The organism is Roseomonas gilardii (genome assembly GCF_001941945.1).
Classification (GTDB): Bacteria; Pseudomonadota; Alphaproteobacteria; order Acetobacterales; family Acetobacteraceae; genus Roseomonas.
Window position 1 is genome coordinate 2,159,298 of record NZ_CP015583.1, and the last position, 15,703, is coordinate 2,175,000.

At 66.7% G+C, this 15,703-nt stretch carries 11 protein-coding genes, 1 tRNA gene and 2 rRNA genes; 6 read left to right on the top strand and 8 right to left on the bottom strand.

Going from position 1 to position 15,703, the window contains the following annotated elements; all coding sequences use genetic code 11:
- Positions 1-16 precede the first annotated feature (16 nt).
- Positions 17-2,653 carry a hopanoid transporter HpnN gene (gene hpnN / locus RGI145_RS09850; RefSeq protein ID WP_075798189.1) on the bottom strand — a complete coding sequence of 879 codons (2,637 nt, stop codon included), beginning with the start codon at positions 2,651-2,653 and terminating at the stop codon, positions 17-19.
- A 194-nt stretch (positions 2,654-2,847) separates the two neighbouring features.
- Here hpnN and RGI145_RS09855 point away from each other — a divergent pair, with 194 nt between their 5' ends.
- From RGI145_RS09855 to RGI145_RS09870, 4 genes are read left to right on the top strand one after another with little or no spacing between them, the layout of a single operon-like run.
- Positions 2,848-3,834: a ferritin-like domain-containing protein gene (locus RGI145_RS09855; protein WP_237183259.1), complete on the top strand. Its 987-nt coding sequence runs from the start codon at positions 2,848-2,850 to the stop codon at positions 3,832-3,834.
- A 10-nt stretch (positions 3,835-3,844) separates the two neighbouring features.
- The gene (locus RGI145_RS09860) at positions 3,845-4,438 is read left to right on the top strand and encodes a CDP-alcohol phosphatidyltransferase family protein (RefSeq protein WP_075798190.1); all 594 of its coding nucleotides are present in this window, start codon (positions 3,845-3,847) and stop codon (positions 4,436-4,438) included.
- 44 nt (positions 4,439-4,482) lie between these two features.
- Positions 4,483-5,016, top strand: a complete 534-nt coding sequence (locus RGI145_RS09865; protein ID WP_075798191.1) for a hypothetical protein — start codon at positions 4,483-4,485, stop codon at positions 5,014-5,016.
- Positions 5,017-5,024: 8 nt separating this feature from the next.
- Entirely contained in the window at positions 5,025-5,504 is a 480-nt protein-coding gene (locus RGI145_RS09870) for a hypothetical protein (protein WP_208863863.1), read from the top strand.
- Between the two features lie 16 nt (positions 5,505-5,520).
- Here RGI145_RS09870 and RGI145_RS09875 read toward each other — a convergent pair whose 3' ends face one another.
- Genes RGI145_RS09875 through aepX form a run of 4 tightly spaced genes read right to left on the bottom strand, consistent with a single transcriptional unit; the run spans position 5,521 to position 10,441 of the window.
- Entirely contained in the window at positions 5,521-6,612 is a 1,092-nt protein-coding gene (locus tag RGI145_RS09875) for a 2-aminoethylphosphonate--pyruvate transaminase (RefSeq protein WP_075798193.1), read from the bottom strand.
- A 1-nt stretch (position 6,613) separates the two neighbouring features.
- Positions 6,614-7,615, bottom strand: coding sequence for a lysylphosphatidylglycerol synthase domain-containing protein (locus tag RGI145_RS09880; RefSeq protein WP_075798194.1), 1,002 nt, complete (start codon positions 7,613-7,615; stop codon positions 6,614-6,616).
- Complete coding sequence (aepY, locus tag RGI145_RS09885; RefSeq protein ID WP_075798195.1) at positions 7,612-8,772, bottom strand: phosphonopyruvate decarboxylase; 1,161 nt, start codon at positions 8,770-8,772, stop codon at positions 7,612-7,614. The genes RGI145_RS09880 and aepY overlap by 4 nt, the downstream gene beginning before the upstream one ends.
- 4 nt (positions 8,773-8,776) lie before the next feature.
- Positions 8,777-10,441 (bottom strand): phosphoenolpyruvate mutase, encoded by a 1,665-nt coding sequence (aepX, locus tag RGI145_RS09890; protein ID WP_083670582.1) that lies wholly within the window; start codon positions 10,439-10,441, stop codon positions 8,777-8,779.
- Between the two features lie 43 nt (positions 10,442-10,484).
- Here aepX and RGI145_RS09895 point away from each other — a divergent pair, with 43 nt between their 5' ends.
- Together RGI145_RS09895 and RGI145_RS09900 are read left to right on the top strand one after the other, a co-directional pair.
- On the top strand, positions 10,485-11,339 hold the full coding sequence (locus RGI145_RS09895; protein WP_237183035.1) for a phosphocholine cytidylyltransferase family protein: 855 nt from the start codon (positions 10,485-10,487) through the stop codon (positions 11,337-11,339).
- Positions 11,336-12,130 carry a phytanoyl-CoA dioxygenase family protein gene (locus RGI145_RS09900; protein ID WP_237183036.1) on the top strand — a complete coding sequence of 265 codons (795 nt, stop codon included), beginning with the start codon at positions 11,336-11,338 and terminating at the stop codon, positions 12,128-12,130. The genes RGI145_RS09895 and RGI145_RS09900 overlap by 4 nt, the downstream gene beginning before the upstream one ends.
- Positions 12,131-12,224: 94 nt before the next feature.
- Here the strand turns inward: RGI145_RS09900 and RGI145_RS09905 are convergent.
- The 3 genes from RGI145_RS09905 to RGI145_RS09915 all read right to left on the bottom strand — a co-directional run bounded on the left by RGI145_RS09905 (position 12,225) and on the right by RGI145_RS09915 (position 15,435).
- Positions 12,225-12,301 (bottom strand) — tRNA-Met (locus RGI145_RS09905).
- Between the two features lie 69 nt (positions 12,302-12,370).
- Positions 12,371-12,485: ribosomal RNA gene (gene rrf, locus RGI145_RS09910) — 5S ribosomal RNA — on the bottom strand.
- A 207-nt stretch (positions 12,486-12,692) separates the two neighbouring features.
- Positions 12,693-15,435 (bottom strand): 23S ribosomal RNA (locus RGI145_RS09915).
- Positions 15,436-15,703: the final 268 nt, after the last annotated feature.

Below are 15,703 nucleotides of genomic sequence, written 5' to 3' on the forward strand. Positions count from 1 at the left end.
CCCGGCTCCCCGCCGCTCATCGCTTCCCGGCCGCCGGCCTCGCCAGCAGCGCCGGTTGCAACAGCAGGATCACCAGCAGCACGCAGGCGAGCGAGATCATCAGCAGCCGCCCCATGCTCGCCGTGCCCGGATGGGTGGAGAGCCAGAGGCTGCCGAAGCCCGTCGCCGTGGTCAGGGCGCTGAAGACGATGGCCCGGGTCAGGCTGCTGGACAGCAGCGCCGCCTCACCCTGCCGCCAGGCCATCACGTAATAGATGTTGAAGGCCACGCCGATGCCGAAGAGCAGCGGCAGGGCGATGATGTTGGCGAAGTTCAGCGCCTCCCCCAGCACCACGCAGGCGCCCAGGGTCAGCAGCCCGCTGGCGATCACCGGCAGGATGGTCAGCAGCACGTCCCGCACCCGCCGCAGCACGAAGGCCAGCAGCAGGGTGATGACGATGGCCGAGAGCACCCCGGCCTGGAGGAAGGCATGGACGATGCTGTCCCCGGCCTCCTGCAACGAGATCGGCGCGCCGGTGGCCTGGGGCGCCACCGCCTGCACTGCGGCGGCGAAGCGGCGCAGCGCCTCGTTGCTGCTGGTGCCGCCCTGCGGGAAGACCTGTACCCGCGCCCGCCCGTCGGGTGCCACCCAGTCGGCCCGCAGCTCAGGCGGCAGCGTTTCCACCGTCACCGGCCCGGCCGAGAGCATGTCGCGGATCTGGGCCAGCAGCACGCGCAGCGGGGTGATCACCGCCTCCGAGGCCCGGGCCCGGACATCCGGCGAGGCGCCCGCCAAGCGTTCCAGCGCCGTGGCGAGGCTGCGCGCGGCATCGGCCCCGGCCCCGCTTTGGGCATCCTTCGCCTCCCCCGCCGCACGGCGCAGCCCGGCGGCTGTGGCGCGGAAATTCTCCACCACCTCGGCGTCGGTGGGCGGCGGGCGGACACTGACCGGGTCCAGGGTCAGGGAGAGGAGATCGGCCGCGTCCTGGATGGCCGCCAGCTTCTCCTCCTGCTGACCCGGCACGAAGCTGTCCAGGGTGACGACCTGGGCCACCTCGGGCAGCGGCGCGATGCGCTTCGCCAGCGAGTCGGCCTCGGCCAGCGAGGGCATCAGCACGTCGATCGTATAGGGGGAGCGGTCGGGGTCCTTCATCAGGTCCTCGATCGTCGAGACCGACTCCACTTTCTCACTGCGCAGGTGCAGCGGGTTGAAGTCGAAGGTCAGCCGCGGCATCAGCGCCACCGATCCGACGGCCAGCAGAACCGCGGCGGCGATCACCCCCCGGTGGTGGCGGTGCAGCCAGGTCTCGACCGGGGCCAGAGCGGCGAAGCCGACCTCCCGCGCCTCGCCCGCCGGGCGCAGCAGGGTCAGGAGTGCCGGCAGCAGCGTGATGCTGAGCACGAAGGCCACCACCATCCCCACCCCGGCGATGGCCCCGAGCTCCGAGACGCCGATATAGCTGGTGGGCAGGAAGGCGAAGAACCCCGCCGCGATGGCCGCCGCCGCCAGGGCCAGCGAGCCGCCCACGGCATTCCCGGCCGCCACCAGCGCATCGCCCAGCGCGGGGTGGCGCAGGCGCTCCGCCCGGGCGCGGACCGAGACCTGGATGCCGAAATCCACCCCCAGCCCGACGAAGAGAGGGATGAAGGCCACCGAGATCAGGTTGAAGCGCCCGATCACCAGCAGCCCCGCCCCGGCGGTCAGCACCAAGCCGAGGATGGTGCTGAGCAGGATCGCCAGGGTGAAGCGCCAGGAGCGCACGGCGAGCCAGACCATGGCGACGAGGCAGACGACCATGGCGATGCCCATCAGCGAGGCGCCTTCCGCCAGGGTGGCGAACTCCTCGTCGGAAAGCGGCACGCTGCCGGTCAGCCGAACGGTCACGCCCCGCGCCGCGTCCAGCCCCAGCTCGCGCGCCGCCTCGCGGATCGCGGCGCTGGCCCGGGCGCCGGGCTCCAGCGAGCCATAGTCGAGCTTCGCCTGGACCAGAATGAACTTGCGGGTCTCCCGCACCCCGGCCGGCTGGTCGGAGAACAGATTGCGCCAGGAGAAGAAGCCCGGCCCGCCCTCCGCCACGGCGCCAAAGCTGGCGGCCAGGGCCTCCAGCGGGCGGCGGATGTCCTCCAGCTTCGCCTGGCCACGCTCCACACCGAGCAGCACCGTGTCCAGCGCCCCCATTACCCCGCGCAGGCTGGGATCGGCGGCCAGCGGCCCAAGGAAGGGTTGGGCCTGGATCAGTTGGTCGGCATTCGCCTGCACCTCCGCCAGCGGCAGCAGCATCAGCCCGTAGCGGGCGAAGAAGGAGCCGCCATCGGGACGCCGGACAGTGCGGAACAGGTCCTCCCTGGCCTTGAGCCGGTCATAGAGCCGCGCCGCCCCGAGTTCCGCTAGTTCCGGCGTTGCCCCGTCCAGCACCACCACCGTCATGTCCTGGTTCTGCGGGAAGGCGGCGTTGAGGGCGATCTCCCGCTGCCGGTAGGGCAGGTCCGGGGAGATCAGCTCCGCCGTATCGGTCGTCATGGCGAAGTGCCGGCTGCTGTACAGGCCGGCGGCCCCGGTCAGCAGCAGGGCCAGCAGCAGGACCCACCAGGCATGGCGACAGCAGGCGCCGACGATCCGCCCCGTGAGCGAGTCTGGCGCGACGGCGGACGGGTTATGGGGCGGCTGAGCCATGCAATCCGGCATCCTCTGGCATGGCCCGCGAGAGCCGGTGGCGCGCCGCCTGCCCCCGTTCCCCTTGCTTCCGGCCCGACGGCCGGGGCGGCACCCAGGGATGTGACGAGGTCGTGACGTTGCGTCCCGGCCGGGCGGTGGCTAAGCAAAGGAAGCCGGTCGGGGGTTGCCCGGCGCTATCATCGGTGTTGCCCATGTCGTCAAGACCCGTGCCGCCCGGAGCGTTCGACGGCAATGCCGAACACCCGGCCGAATGGGATGTCCCGCTCAACAGCATGATCGTGGCCGCGGCCGACAAGACCGCACGCTACTGGACCTTCGACAAGCCCGGCCGCATCCGCATCGGCAGCCATGACCACATGGTGATGTTCGCCCGGATGCTGCTGGAGACGCACAACCCCTACAAGCCGCGCGTGCTGGACTGGCCGAAGCTGGACCCGGAGGCGCATGCTCGCCTCACCGGTCTGCCGATCTGGGACATCGCCGTGCAGACCGAGGGGCGCGCCTCGCTGCGCGTGCTCGACTACGCCGCCACCGTCCAGGACCCGCTGCTCAAGGAAGCGATGGTCATGGATGGGAACGAGGAGGCGCGCCACAAGGTGGTGCTGTCCAACCTCGTCGAGGCCTATGGCGTGGTGCTGGAGCCGGAGCCGGAATACACGGGCTTCCAGGACACCGAATGGGGCTGGATGCGCACGGGCTACAGTGAGTGCATCGACAGCTTCTTTGCCTTCGGCCTGTTCGAGGCGGCGCGGCGCTCCGGCTTCTTCCCGCCCGACCTGGTGGAGACCTTCGAGCCGGTGATCCAGGAGGAAAGTCGGCACATCCTCTTCTTCGCCAACTGGGCGGCATGGAAGCGCAAGCAGCAGCCCTTGTGGCGCAAGCCCTATTTCCTCGCCAAGACCGCCGCCGTCTGGGCGGTGCTGGTCTGGGACCGGCTGGTGATGGCGCGCGACATGAGCGGCGCCTCCAAGGACACGAACTTCACCGCCAATTCGCAGTCCATCGGCGTCAGCATGAGCGCGGCGGAGCTGATCGACATCTGCCTCGCCGAGAACGACCGGCGGCTGGGCGGCTACGATCCCCGCCTGCTGCGGCCGACGACGGTGCCCTTCTTCATCCGGATCGCGCGCCGATTCATGCGCGATCCGAAGCCCAAGGAAGCGGCCCAGGCCGCCTGAGACCCTCCCCGTGAGCCACGACACCATCATCCACCGCATCGTCCGGCCGGCGGTGCGGCGGGTCGCACCGACCGGCGTGACCCCCAACCAGATCACCACGCTGCGCCTGCTGGGCGGTATCGCCGCCGCCCTGGCCTTCGCTGGCCCCGCGCCCTGGCCCGCCATCGGAGGCGGGATCTTCCTGTTCTCCATGCTGCTCGACCGGGCGGATGGCGAGCTGGCGCGGCAGACCCGGCAGTTCAGCGCGGGTGGCCACCGCTATGACCTGATCAGCGACTGCTCCTCGAACATCATCGCCTTCATCGGCATCGGCGTGGGGCTGATGCACAGTCTGGATTTCACCGGGCCGCTGCTGGGCGTGGTGGCCGGCCTCGGCATCGGGGCGCTGTTCTGGCAGCTCAACGTGCTGAAGCTGGGCGAGCTGCGCGGCTACCAGATCGCGCCGGGCCTGACCGTCGATCCGGACGATGCCATGGTCTTCGTGCCCGTCCTGGTCTGGCTCGGCCTTTCCGAGCCCATGCTCTGGGCCGCCGCGGTCATCACGCCGCTGGCCGCCCTCTGGCTGGGCCTGACCGGGCGGCGGCGGGACCGGATCGCCTCCTGAACCGCTCCTACCTTTCCATCTCTCCAAGGATACCCAGGCACGGCATGGAAGCCTCCGGTCGCTCCCAGTCCCGGCTCGTCCGGCTGCTTCTTCTCACGCCCCTGCTGGGCCTTGGCGCCTGCCAGTCGCTGCTGCAGGAAGGCACGGCCGATGTCGCTGGCATCGGCGGCGCCGCCCTGGCGACGGCGGTGACGGATAACGGCGCCGTGGCGACCGGCATTGGCTTCGGCGTCCGCGCGGTCGCCCAGGCCGGACTGCAATACGCCTTCCGCAAGGCCCAGCATTCCGAGCAACAGGCCATCGCCGATGCCGCCGGTCCGGTGCCCCTGGGCCAGGTGGCGGATTGGAAGGTCGTCCACGACACCGCCATCCTCCCGGACCAGCATGGCAAGGTCACGGTGGTCCGCGAGATCGGCGGCCAGGACCTGCGCTGCCGCGAAATCATCTTCTCCGTCGAGGAGCAGGCGAAGCAGGGCGTGAAGCAGGAATTCTTCACCGCCGCGATCTGCCGCAACAAGGAGGGCTGGTCCTGGGCCAGCGCCGAGCCCGCTACCGAGCGCTGGGGCGCGCTCCAGTGAGGGCCACAGTGAGGACTGGGGGCTGGCTGGCCCTGCTTTCTGCCGGGATGCTCGCGGGATGCAGTTCCGCCGGCGGCATCGTCGGCGGCATCGCCGGCATCGCCACCGGCGCGGCGACCACGAACCCGGCGGTGGGCTATGCCGTGGCGGTGGGGGTCGAGGCCGGCACCAACGCGACCGTGAAATACGTGACCCGCAAGCTGCACCAGGGCGAGCAGGACGCGATCAGCGCGGCGGCAGGAACGGCGGCGCCCGGCGTCCCGGTCGCCTGGGAGGTCGAGCACTCCCTGCCATTCGGCTATGCGGACGCGAAGGGGAAAGTCGAGGTGGTGCGGGAGATCGACTCCCCCCTGACGCGTTGCCGCGAGCTGGCGCTGACCGTGGAAGGGGATGCACAGACCTTCCTGGGCATGATCTGCCGGCAGGACAGCGGTTGGAAATGGGCCAATGCGGAGCCCGCGACAGCGAGATGGGGCGCCCTGCAATAGCCGCCCCGGCCTCCGGTCAGGCGGAGGCCTGGACCTCCTCCACGGCGGCAAGGAGCCGCTCGAAATCCCCCTGCCCCAGCGCGCCGATGCAGCCGATGCGGAAGCTCTCCGCCTGGGTCAGCTTGCCCGGGTAGATCAGGAAACCACGCTCCGCCAGCGCGTCGTAGAAGCGCCGGAAGTCGAAGTCCTCCGGCGAGCGGAAGGTGGCGATAATGGGCGCCTGCACCGCCTCATCGAGGTAGAGGGTGAAGCCCAGGCGCCGCATCCCCTCTAGCAGAGTGCGGAGATTGTTGCCGTAGCGCGCCCGTCGCGCCTCCGGCCCGCCCTCGGCCTCCAGCAGCCGCAATGCCTCGACCAGCGCGGCGACCACCTGCACCGGCGGGGTGAAGCGCCACTGGCCATTGCCCTCGAAGCCGCGCCACTGCGCCTCCAGGTCCAGGCTGACGGAAGGGCTGTTGCCCTTTCGCGCCGCCAGGACCTCCTCGCGCACCAGGGCAAAGCCGATCCCCGGCACGCCCTCCAGGCATTTGTTGGAGGAGGCCAGCACCGCCGCCACCGGCTGAGCGGACAGGTCGATCGGCAGGGCGCCGAAGCTGCTCATCGCGTCCAGCAGCAGGTGCCGTCCCGCCTGCGCCACGGCGGCGGCGATCTCCGGCAGGGGGTTCAGGATGCCGGTGGTGGTCTCGCAATGGACCAGCACGACATGGGTAACGGCGGGATCGCCGCGCAGCGCCTCGGCGACGCGGGCGGGTTCCACCACTTGGTCCTCCGGCCAGCGTAGCGCCTCCACCTGCCGTCCCATGCGGCGGGCGATGGCGACCATGCGCTCGCCATAGGCACCATTGCAGAGGACCAGCAGCTTGTCTTCCGGCGCAACCAGCGTGGCGATCGCGGCCTCGACGATGAAGGTGCCGGAACCCTGCAGGGGCACCGCCACATGGCTCCCCTGCCCCTTCGTGACATCCAGCAGCCGCTGCCTCAGCTCCGCGGTCAGGGCGATGAAGCCTGGATCACGCGAGCCCCAGTCCCGCAGCATGGCCTGACGCGTCCGGAGCTGCGTGGTCAGCGGGCCCGGCGTCAGGAGGATGGGAGTCGGTCCGGCCGTCATCTCAGTGCTTTCCCATTCCACCTGCCAGCGCGGGGCCGCCGAAACCGGGTCCGGAGGCATCCCAGCGCCAGACGATCAGCCCCGGCAGGCCCAGGGCAATGTCGCGCAGCCGCCGGATCAGCGCCAGGGCCAGCGCCTGGTCGGCGGGAATGCCGAAAAGGCCGCAGAGCAGGACATAGCCGCCCTCCTGCACGCCCAGTGCGCCGGGAATGAAGAAGCCGGCGCTGCGTACCGCCTGGCCCAGGCTCTCGATCACCATGGCCTCGGCGAAGCTGGCCTCGATGCCCAGCAGCCACATGGCCGCCCAGGTCTCCACCACGCCGATCAGCCAGGAGGCCAGATGCCCCGCACCGCTTCGCCAGAGATGCGCCGGCTGGCGATAGAGGCGCAGCACGGCCTCGTTCAGCCCGGTCATGTCGCCGAGCGAGGCCCAGCCGGCCCGGGCGGCGAAGCGCGGCAGCAGCTTCTCCACCAGCCGGAACAGGCCAAAACGTTGCGCCAGCATGAAGGCGACGGTCAGGCCGCCGCCCAGCAGCGTGGCCGCGATCAGCCAGTGCGTCACCGTGTCGCCGCCCTCATGCGGGATCAGCAGCAGCACGGCCACGCCCATGAGCGAGAAGACGATCTGCGAGGCCATCTCCGTGGCAAGATCGACGGCGATGCTGGCCACTACGCGAATGCGCCCGACGCCGCGCCGGAGCAGAAGCTGCGCCCGCGCCAACTCGCCCGCCACCTGCACGAAGGGCAGCATGGCATTGGCCGATTCCCGCACCCAGCGCAGCTTGGTGAGTGTCAGCAGCCCCGGCCTGCGCGAGTCCTCGATCAGCGGCTGCCAGCCCAGGGCGGAGCAGAAGATCTGCGGCACATGCAGCGCCGCCACCAGCAGCAGGCCCCAGCCCGTCTGGAGCAGCAGCGCCAGGATCTGGGCCGGGTCGCTGGTGAGGATCAGCGTCAGGAAGGCGGCGAGGCCGATGACGAGGCTGAGGGCGGTGGACCAGATCACGCGGAAGGTGCCTCCGCGAGGGGCCGGGCGAGGAAGGCCCGGAAACGCCGCGCCACCTCCGGCGGCTTGACCGTGGGCCGGCCCAGCTTCGCCATGGAGCCAGGGGCGATCCGGGCATGGATCAGCGCCGGACCACCCTTGGCCAGAGCCTGCCGGAACGCGGCCTCGAACCCGTCCAGCGAGGCGCAGGAGAAGGCGGCGCGATAGCCGCAGGCCAGCGCGACGGCGGCGAAATCCACCGAGGCGGAGACCGTCGCCTGCCCGCCCGTCGAGTCGTGCACGCCATTGTCCAGGATCACATGGACCAGCCGCCCCGGCGCATGGGCGCCGATCGTGGCGAGGCTGCCGAGCTCCATCAGCGCCGCGCCGTCGCCATCCAGCACCACCACGGGCCGCGGGCTGTTCAGGGCGATGCCCAGCCCCATGCCGCTGGCCCCGCCCATGGAGCCGACCTGATAGAGATGCTGCTCCCGGTCCGCGAGGGTGAAGAGTTCCCGCCCGCATTTGCCGGTGGTGGCGACGACCGCCGCGTCCTCCGGCACGATGGAGAGGAAACGCTCCAGCACGGCGGCACGGGCGGGACGCCCGCCCTCCCCCGGATGGTCGGTGCGCCGGCCCGGCGGCGGCAGGAGCCGCGATGCCTGGTCCAGCGGGCTGTCGGCCACGTCGCCCTTGCGCATGACGAAGGCATAGGGAAGCCCGGTCGCCTCCATCCGCGTGACGGCCTGCGCCAGGGCCGGCGCCAGGGCGGTGGGATCAGCGGGAAAAGGCGCCTGTTCCAGCCGCATCAGGGCGATCAGGTCCTGGGTGATCTCCCCCATCAGCTCGTGCTGCGGCTCGTCCGGGATGCCCGGTTCCCCGCGCCAGGTGGTGACGAAGAGGGTGGGGATGCGGAAAGGGTGGTTCAGCGAGGTGAGCGGGTTGACCGCGTTCCCCAGCCCCGAATTCTGGCACATCACCACGGTCCGACGCCCCGCCAGCCAGGCACCGGCGGCGATGGCCACAGCTTCCCCCTCGCTGGCCGCGCCGACATAGGCGAGGCCCGGCGCGGAAAGCACGCCGTTGATCAGCGGGGTCAGAAAGGAGCAGGGCACGCCTGTGTAGAAGTCGAAGCCGGTCTTTCCGGCTTCGTGGAGGAACTCCGATGCTGTGATCATGGTCTCAGGTGAAGTTTCGGGCCTCGGCGAGGTCGGTCAGCGTGTCCACGTCGAGCCAGTGGCCGGTGAAGTATTTCACCCGCACCGGATGCTTCGCGGCGAGGCGCGTTAGCAGCAGCGGCATGTCACCGCCCTCCAATAGACCCTCGGCCGCCATGGCGTCGAGTTCCTCGCCCAGCCACTGGGCCCCGCGGGCGCTGAAGCGGGCAAGGCCGATCCATTCGCCGCAGCTTTCCTCAGAGGCCGAGCCGCCATGTGTCATGGAGACGAGATGCGCCGGCGCGTCGTCAAGATAGTCGCCGGAGAAGCGTTTGTCGGCCACCACGCCGTCGCGCTTGTTCGGGCGGGTGCTGTCCTGCGTCTTATCCAGCGCATCCACCGCCACGACGATGTCGGCGGAGGAGGAGAGCAGGCTGTCCAGGATGTAGCGGCGGAACAGCACGTCGCCATAGGCGATCACCGTCTCGCCCTGGAGCGCCTCGCGCGCCTGGGCCAACGACCAGGTTTCGCCCGTTTCGGCGTAGCGATCGTTGTCGATCATCTGCACGCCGGACATCACGACCGCTTCCTTGCGGTATCCACGCACCACCGATACGTCGCGGACGCCGCTCTCGCGCAGCGTGCCGACGAGGCGCTGCATCAGTGACTGGCCGCGCACATCGACCATGCATTTCGGCTGGTCCGCAGTGAGGCCACCGAGTTCGCCGCCCGAGGCGGCCAGCACCACGGCGCCCGCCGCCGCGCGGGCCGGAAGGTAGCGCTTTTCGGCATCCTCCAGCTCGGCATTGCCGGCGAGGCGGAAAATGTCCTTCACCGAGGCGACGCTGCCTTCCACGCGCATCAGCGACTCATCTTCATGGATGCGTGCCGCCGTCTCGCGCATCGCCGTGATCGAGGCACGCAGCAGGTGGTTGGCCCAGATGATGGTGGAGATGCCGGCCTGGCGGAACAGGTCCGTCGGCGTCGCGTAGTACATGGTCGGCACGATCACGAGCGGGCAGCGGTTGCCCCAGCGTTCCGCGAAGGTGAAGATCTCGTCGGCCTTCGCCTTCTTCGAGTGGATCAGGATCGCATCAGCCCCGGCCGCGTGATAGCGCTCGGCCCGGTGCAGCGCCTCTTCCATGCTGTGTCCGGAGATCAGCGCCTCGACACGCGCGACCAGGACGAAGTCGTCATCCGTCTGGCTGTCCTTGCCGGCCTTGATGCGGCCGCAGAACTCGTCGATGTCGGCGAGTGGCTGCGCCTCCCCGATGAAGGAGTTGGTCTTCGGGAAGAGCTTGTCCTCGATGCAGACACCAGCAATGCCGCGCTCACAGAGCTTGCGCACGAAGCGGCGGACATTGTTGAAGTTGCCGTGGCCGGTATCGCCGTCCACCAGGATCGGCAGTGTCGTCGCATCGGCCATGTATTCGAGCACGTCGAGCACCTGGGTCCAGGACGCCTCGTTGCTGTCGCGCAGGCCGAGCGCGGCGGAGGTCGTGAGTCCGGAGGCCCAGACGCCGCGGAAGCCGGCCTCCTCCACGATCTTCGCGGAGAGGCCGTCATGGGCCTCCATCAGGAAGGAAAGGGTCGGCGAGGTGATTTCCCGGCGCAGAGCCGCAAAGCGGCTTTCCTTCCGCCGCGACAGGTCCGGGCGCGGCGAGGCGAGCTGATCCAGATCACTTCTCAAAGCTTGGTTCCCCAACAGCCGGGATAGGTGCGCCAAGACACCGTTGGCCGGTCTTGCCTACATCGAACTGTCATCCTTATCGTTCAATGGGCCGGAAGCCAGAAACGGAAACCTTGATTTGTCGTCATATCTTGCTGCGCCGCAATGTTCGGCTGTCGCGATTATCCTGGCCGCGGGTGTCGGACAGCGTCTGGGCCGTGCTGATGACAGGCCCAAGATCCTGCTGGAGTTCGGTGGCCAGAGCCTTCTCGCACGGCACCTTGTAGCCCTGAAGGCGCATGGCATCCAGCAGGTGGCCATCACCATCGGTTATCAAGGTAATCTGATCCGGGAAGAGGTCGAACGCCTCGACTGGCAGGGCCAGGTCCGCTTCGTGGAGAACCCGGATTTCCGTCAGGGCAGCCTCGTGTCGCTGGCCGTGCAGGCGGAAACGCTGCGGCAGGGTGTGCCGGTGCTGCTGATGGATGGCGACGTGCTCTACGATCCCGCCATGCTTGGCCGTCTGCTGCGCGCGCCGGGAGAGAACCTGCTGCTGGTGGACCGGGAGATCGAGCCGGGGGACGAGCCGGTGAAAATCTGCTTCCGCGACGGGCTGATCGTGGATTTCCGCAAGAAGCCCGAACGTGTGCATGACTGGCATGGAGAGTCCGTGGGCTTCTTCCGCTTCTCTCCGGAGATGGCAGAGCTTCTGGCGACTCGTTGCGAGGACTATGTCCAGCGCGGGGAAAGGCGTGTCGAATACGAGGAGGCGATCCGTGACCTGATCCTGTCCGAGCCGGCGCGTTTCCAGGCGGTGGAAATCAGCGACCTGCCCTGGACCGAGATCGACTTCCCCGAGGACGTCCTCCGTGCGGAGAACGTGATCCTTCCACATCTTCAGGTTGTGAGCCCGGCATGAACGAGACTCTGAAGCTTTCCGTTCCGGTGGAGGCAGGCCCCCTCTCCGCGGATGATGCGGCGCATTATGCGGAGACCGGATGGGTTGCGGCGCGTGGCTTCTACAGCCCCGAGGAAGCAGCTGCGATCTCGCGCTGGACGAACGAACTGGTGGCTGCGCCCGAAGTGCCGGGTCGTCACATGGTCTATCGTGAGGACAGCCTGCTGCGCAGCGACGAACGCGTGATCCAGCGCATCGAGAACTTCTGTCCCTTTCACCAGGGCTTCATGGATCTCGTCCGAGACAGCCGACTGGAGTTGGCCGTGGCCCAGCTGATGGGCGGGCCGGTGACACTCTTCAAGGACAAGATCAACTTCAAGATGCCGGGCGGCGCGGGTTTCGAGCCGCACCAGGACCAGCAGGCGGGCTGGTCGGTCTATGCCCCGATCTTCGTCACCGCTCTGGTCTGCATCGACCGCGCCACGGAGGAAAACGGCTGTCTGCAGATGACGGACGCGCCGCGTCTGGCCGGATTGATCGGGGAGGAATGGAAGCCGTTAAGCGCCGAGCAGATGGCGAAGTTCCATCTCATTTCCGTGCCGACGGAACCGGGTGATGTGCTGTTCTTCGACAGCTATGCCCCCCATGCCTCGGAGGCAAACATGACCGCTGCGGCGAGGCGGATCCTGTACCTGACGTACAACCTGCTTTCGGATGGCGATCACTGCGCCCAGTACTTCGCGGACAAGCGCGCGAATTTTCCGCCAGATGTCGAACGTGAACCTGGCAAGAACTACAAGTTCCGAGTCTGACGGGGCGGTTCGTGGTTTTGGGGATCGCCCCAGAACCACCCCCCCTGCTGAGGGGGCTGTGGGGTTGTGGTATTGTTATGGTGTAAGTGGGATTTGGATGCGGGGACAGGATTTGAACCTGTGACCTTCAGGTTATGAGCCTGACGAGCTACCGGGCTGCTCCACCCCGCGTTGGGTGAGTGTGTGATGCGGTGATGGCGATCGGGTCGGTGTGTTGTGTGTGTAGGTTCCCATCGGGCGGCCTGGCGGCGACCGACTCTCCCGCGTCTTGAGACGCAGTACCATGGGCGCTGAGGCGTTTCACGGCCGAGTTCGGGATGGGATCGGGTGTGGCAGCCTCGCTAGGGCCACCAGGCCACCGGATGGGAACCGTGGAGGTGTGTGTAGTGTACCGACCTGATGCGCTGGGTGATGGAGGATCTGGGCCTTGTGGCTTTATGGGGCTTTGGGGCTGGGGGGAGCGGGGTATCGGGTGTTGTGAGTGTGTGTTGCTGACTGAGCGGGTGCGCTTTGGTGCTGCGCGCGGTGTCCCTTGTTGAGGGGGACTGCGGCGGCGGGGGAGTGATGGAGTTCGATCGGGCGATTAGGATCGCTCGGCTGCATCCGTTACCGGACTTCCACCTGCGACCTATCGACGTGGTGGTCTTCCACGGCCCTTGGGGAGACCTGGTTTTGAGGCTGGTTTCCCGCTTAGATGCCTTCAGCGGTTATCCGTTCCGTACTTAGCTACCCGGCGATGCTCCTGGCGGAACAACCGGTGCACCAGAGGTACGTCCATCCCGGTCCTCTCGTACTAGGGACAGATCCTCGCAAGTCTCCAACACCCATGGCAGATAGGGACCGAACTGTCTCACGACGTTCTAAACCCAGCTCACGTACCGCTTTAATCGGCGAACAGCCGAACCCTTGGGACCTGCTCCAGCCCCGGGATGCGATGAGCCGACATCGAGGTGCCAAACCTCCCCGTCGATGTGGACTCTTGGGGGAGATCAGCCTGTTATCCCTAGAGTACCTTTTATCCGTTGAGCGATGGCCCTTCCACGCGGGACCACCGGATCACTAAGGCCGACTTTCGTCTCTGCTCGCGCTGTCGCGCTCGCAGTCAGGCGGGCTTATGCCTTTGCACTCAACAGCCGATGTCCGACCGGCCTGAGCCCACCATCGCGCGCCTCCGTTACACTTTGGGAGGCGACCGCCCCAGTCAAACTGCCCACCACGCAGGGTCCTGGCCCGGGCTAACCGGGCTCAGTGAGATGCCAGAAAGAAACAGGGTGGTATTTCAAGGTTGCCTCCACCTGAGCTAGCGCCCGGGTTTCGATGGCTCCCACCTATCCTACACAGTTCCTTCCTGGCACCACTGCGAAGCTGCAGTAAAGGTTCATAGGGTCTTTCCGTCTGACCACGGGTACCCCGCATCTTCACGGGGAATTCAATTTCGCTGAGTCTATGCTGGAGACAGTGGGGAAGTCGTTACACCATTCGTGCAGGTCGGAACTTACCCGACAAGGAATTTCGCTACCTTAGGACCGTTATAGTTACGGCCGCCGTTTACCGGGGCTTCGGTTCGATGCTTGCACATCTCCCCTTGACCTTCCGGCACCGGGCAGGTGTCAGACCCTATACGTCATCTCTCGATTTCGCAGAGCCCTGTGTTTTTACTAAACAGTCGCTACCCCCTGGTCTGTGCCACCCCACCTTGCTTGCGCAAGAAGGGGTCTCGCTTATCCCGAAGTTACGCGAGTAATTTGCCTAGTTCCTTCAGCATAGTTCTCTCAAGCGCCTCGGTATTCTCAACCAGTCCACCTGTGTCGGTTTCGGGTACGGTCTTTCTCGACAGCGCTATTTCCTGGGCTGCTTTGGCTGCCCCTCCAATCCGATAAGGAGGAACAACGGTTGGCAGCCGTCACGTCTGTCAGGCCCAGGAATATTCACCTGGTTTCCATCGACTACGGCTTTCGCCCTCGCCTTAGGGGCCGGCTCACCCTGCGCGGATTGACCTTGCGCAGGAACCCTTGGACTTTCGGCGACAGGGGTTCTCACCCTGTTTATCGCTACTCATGTCCGCATTCGCACTTCCGATACCTCCAGGAGCCCTCACGGGTCTCCCTTCGCAGGCCTACGGAACGCTCCGCTACCACTGCACTTGCGTGCAATCCACAGCTTCGGCACGTGGCTTGAGCCCCGTTACATTTTCGCCGCAAGACAGCTGATTAGACCAGTGAGCTATTACGCTTTCTTTAAAGGATGGCTGCTTCTAAGCCAACCTCCTGGTTGTTTTGGCCGTCTCACATGCTTTCCCACTTAGCCACGATTTGGGGGCCTTAGCTGGTGGTCTGGGCTGTTTCCCTCTCGACAATGGACCTTAGCACCCACTGTCTGTCTGCCGTCCTGTACTCTTCGGCATTCGGAGTTCGGTAGGGTTTGGTAGGGCTTTGGGCCCCCCTAGCCCTTCCGGTGCTCTACCTCCGAAGGTAATCGGACGACGATCTACCTCAATAGATTTCGCGGAGAACCAGCTATTTCCGAGTTTGATTGGCCTTTCACCCCTAGCCACAGCTCATCCCCGACTTTTTCAACAGGCGTGGGTTCGGTCCTCCAGTGGGTGTTACCCCACCTTCAACCTGGCCATGGCTAGATCACTCGGTTTCGGGTCTTCTGCCGGCAACTCAAGCGCCCTTATCAGACTCGCTTTCGCTGCGCCTACACCTCTCGGCTTAAGCTTGCTGCCAACAGAAACTCGCGGACCCATTATACAAAAGGTACGCCGTCACACTTCAAGAGTGCTCCGACTGCTTGTAGGCGCTCGGTTTCAGGTCTCTTTCACTCCCCTCGTCGGGGTGCTTTTCACCTTTCCCTCACGGTACTTGTGCACTATCGGTCGCCAAGGAGTATTTAGGCTTGGAGGGTGGTCCCCCCACGTTCAGACAGGGTTTCACGTGCCCCGCCCTACTCGAGGATCATGCCAGACACTACGCCTACGGGGCTATCACCCGCTCTGGCCGGCCTTTCGAGACCGTTCGGCTTCTTCTCGCACAATCACTGGCCTGCTCCGCTTTCGCTCGCCACTACTCGCGGAATCTCTGTTGATGTCTTTTCCTCCGGGTACTGAGATGTTTCAGTTCCCCGGGTTTGCCTCCAGCACCTATGAATTCAGTGCAGGATCTCCCATTCGGGAGGGGTTTCCCCATTCGGACATCCGCGGATCAACGATCGCTCGCATCTCCCCGCGGCTTTTCGCAGCGTGCCACGTCCTTCATCGCCTCTTGGCGCCAAGGCATCCACCGAACGCCCTTTGTTCACTCTATCTCTCTCCCGCCACCGCCCGCGCGCAGAACCAAGGCGCACCGGACAAGCGGCGAGCAGTTCACCGAGGCACTCGCTCAGTCACTCACACTCGTTCACTCGATAACTTGCTCTCTCGGACACGCCGTCCCGTGCCAGTCCGTGCCGCGCACACATCACCCCAAAAGGGGCATGCCTGCCTCGCACTTCCTGGCCGCTTCGACGTGCCAGATCCTATTCACCCTGTGAAAGATCACCGCTCCCCCGTCCCGCTCTCGCCTCGCCCGCCTG

Bases quoted from the DNA above. Each gene is read 5' to 3' on its own strand.
- hpnN (WP_075798189.1), bottom strand. From the start codon at position 2,653: ATGGCTCAGCCGCCCCATAACCCGTCCGCCGTCGCGCCAGACTCGCTC.
- RGI145_RS09855 (WP_237183259.1), top strand. From the start codon at position 2,848: ATGTCGTCAAGACCCGTGCCGCCCGGAGCGTTCGACGGCAATGCCGAA.
- RGI145_RS09865 (WP_075798191.1), top strand. From the start codon at position 4,483: ATGGAAGCCTCCGGTCGCTCCCAGTCCCGGCTCGTCCGGCTGCTTCTT.
- RGI145_RS09875 (WP_075798193.1), bottom strand. From the start codon at position 6,612: ATGACGGCCGGACCGACTCCCATCCTCCTGACGCCGGGCCCGCTGACC.
- aepY (WP_075798195.1), bottom strand. From the start codon at position 8,772: ATGATCACAGCATCGGAGTTCCTCCACGAAGCCGGAAAGACCGGCTTC.
- RGI145_RS09900 (WP_237183036.1), top strand. From the start codon at position 11,336: ATGAACGAGACTCTGAAGCTTTCCGTTCCGGTGGAGGCAGGCCCCCTC.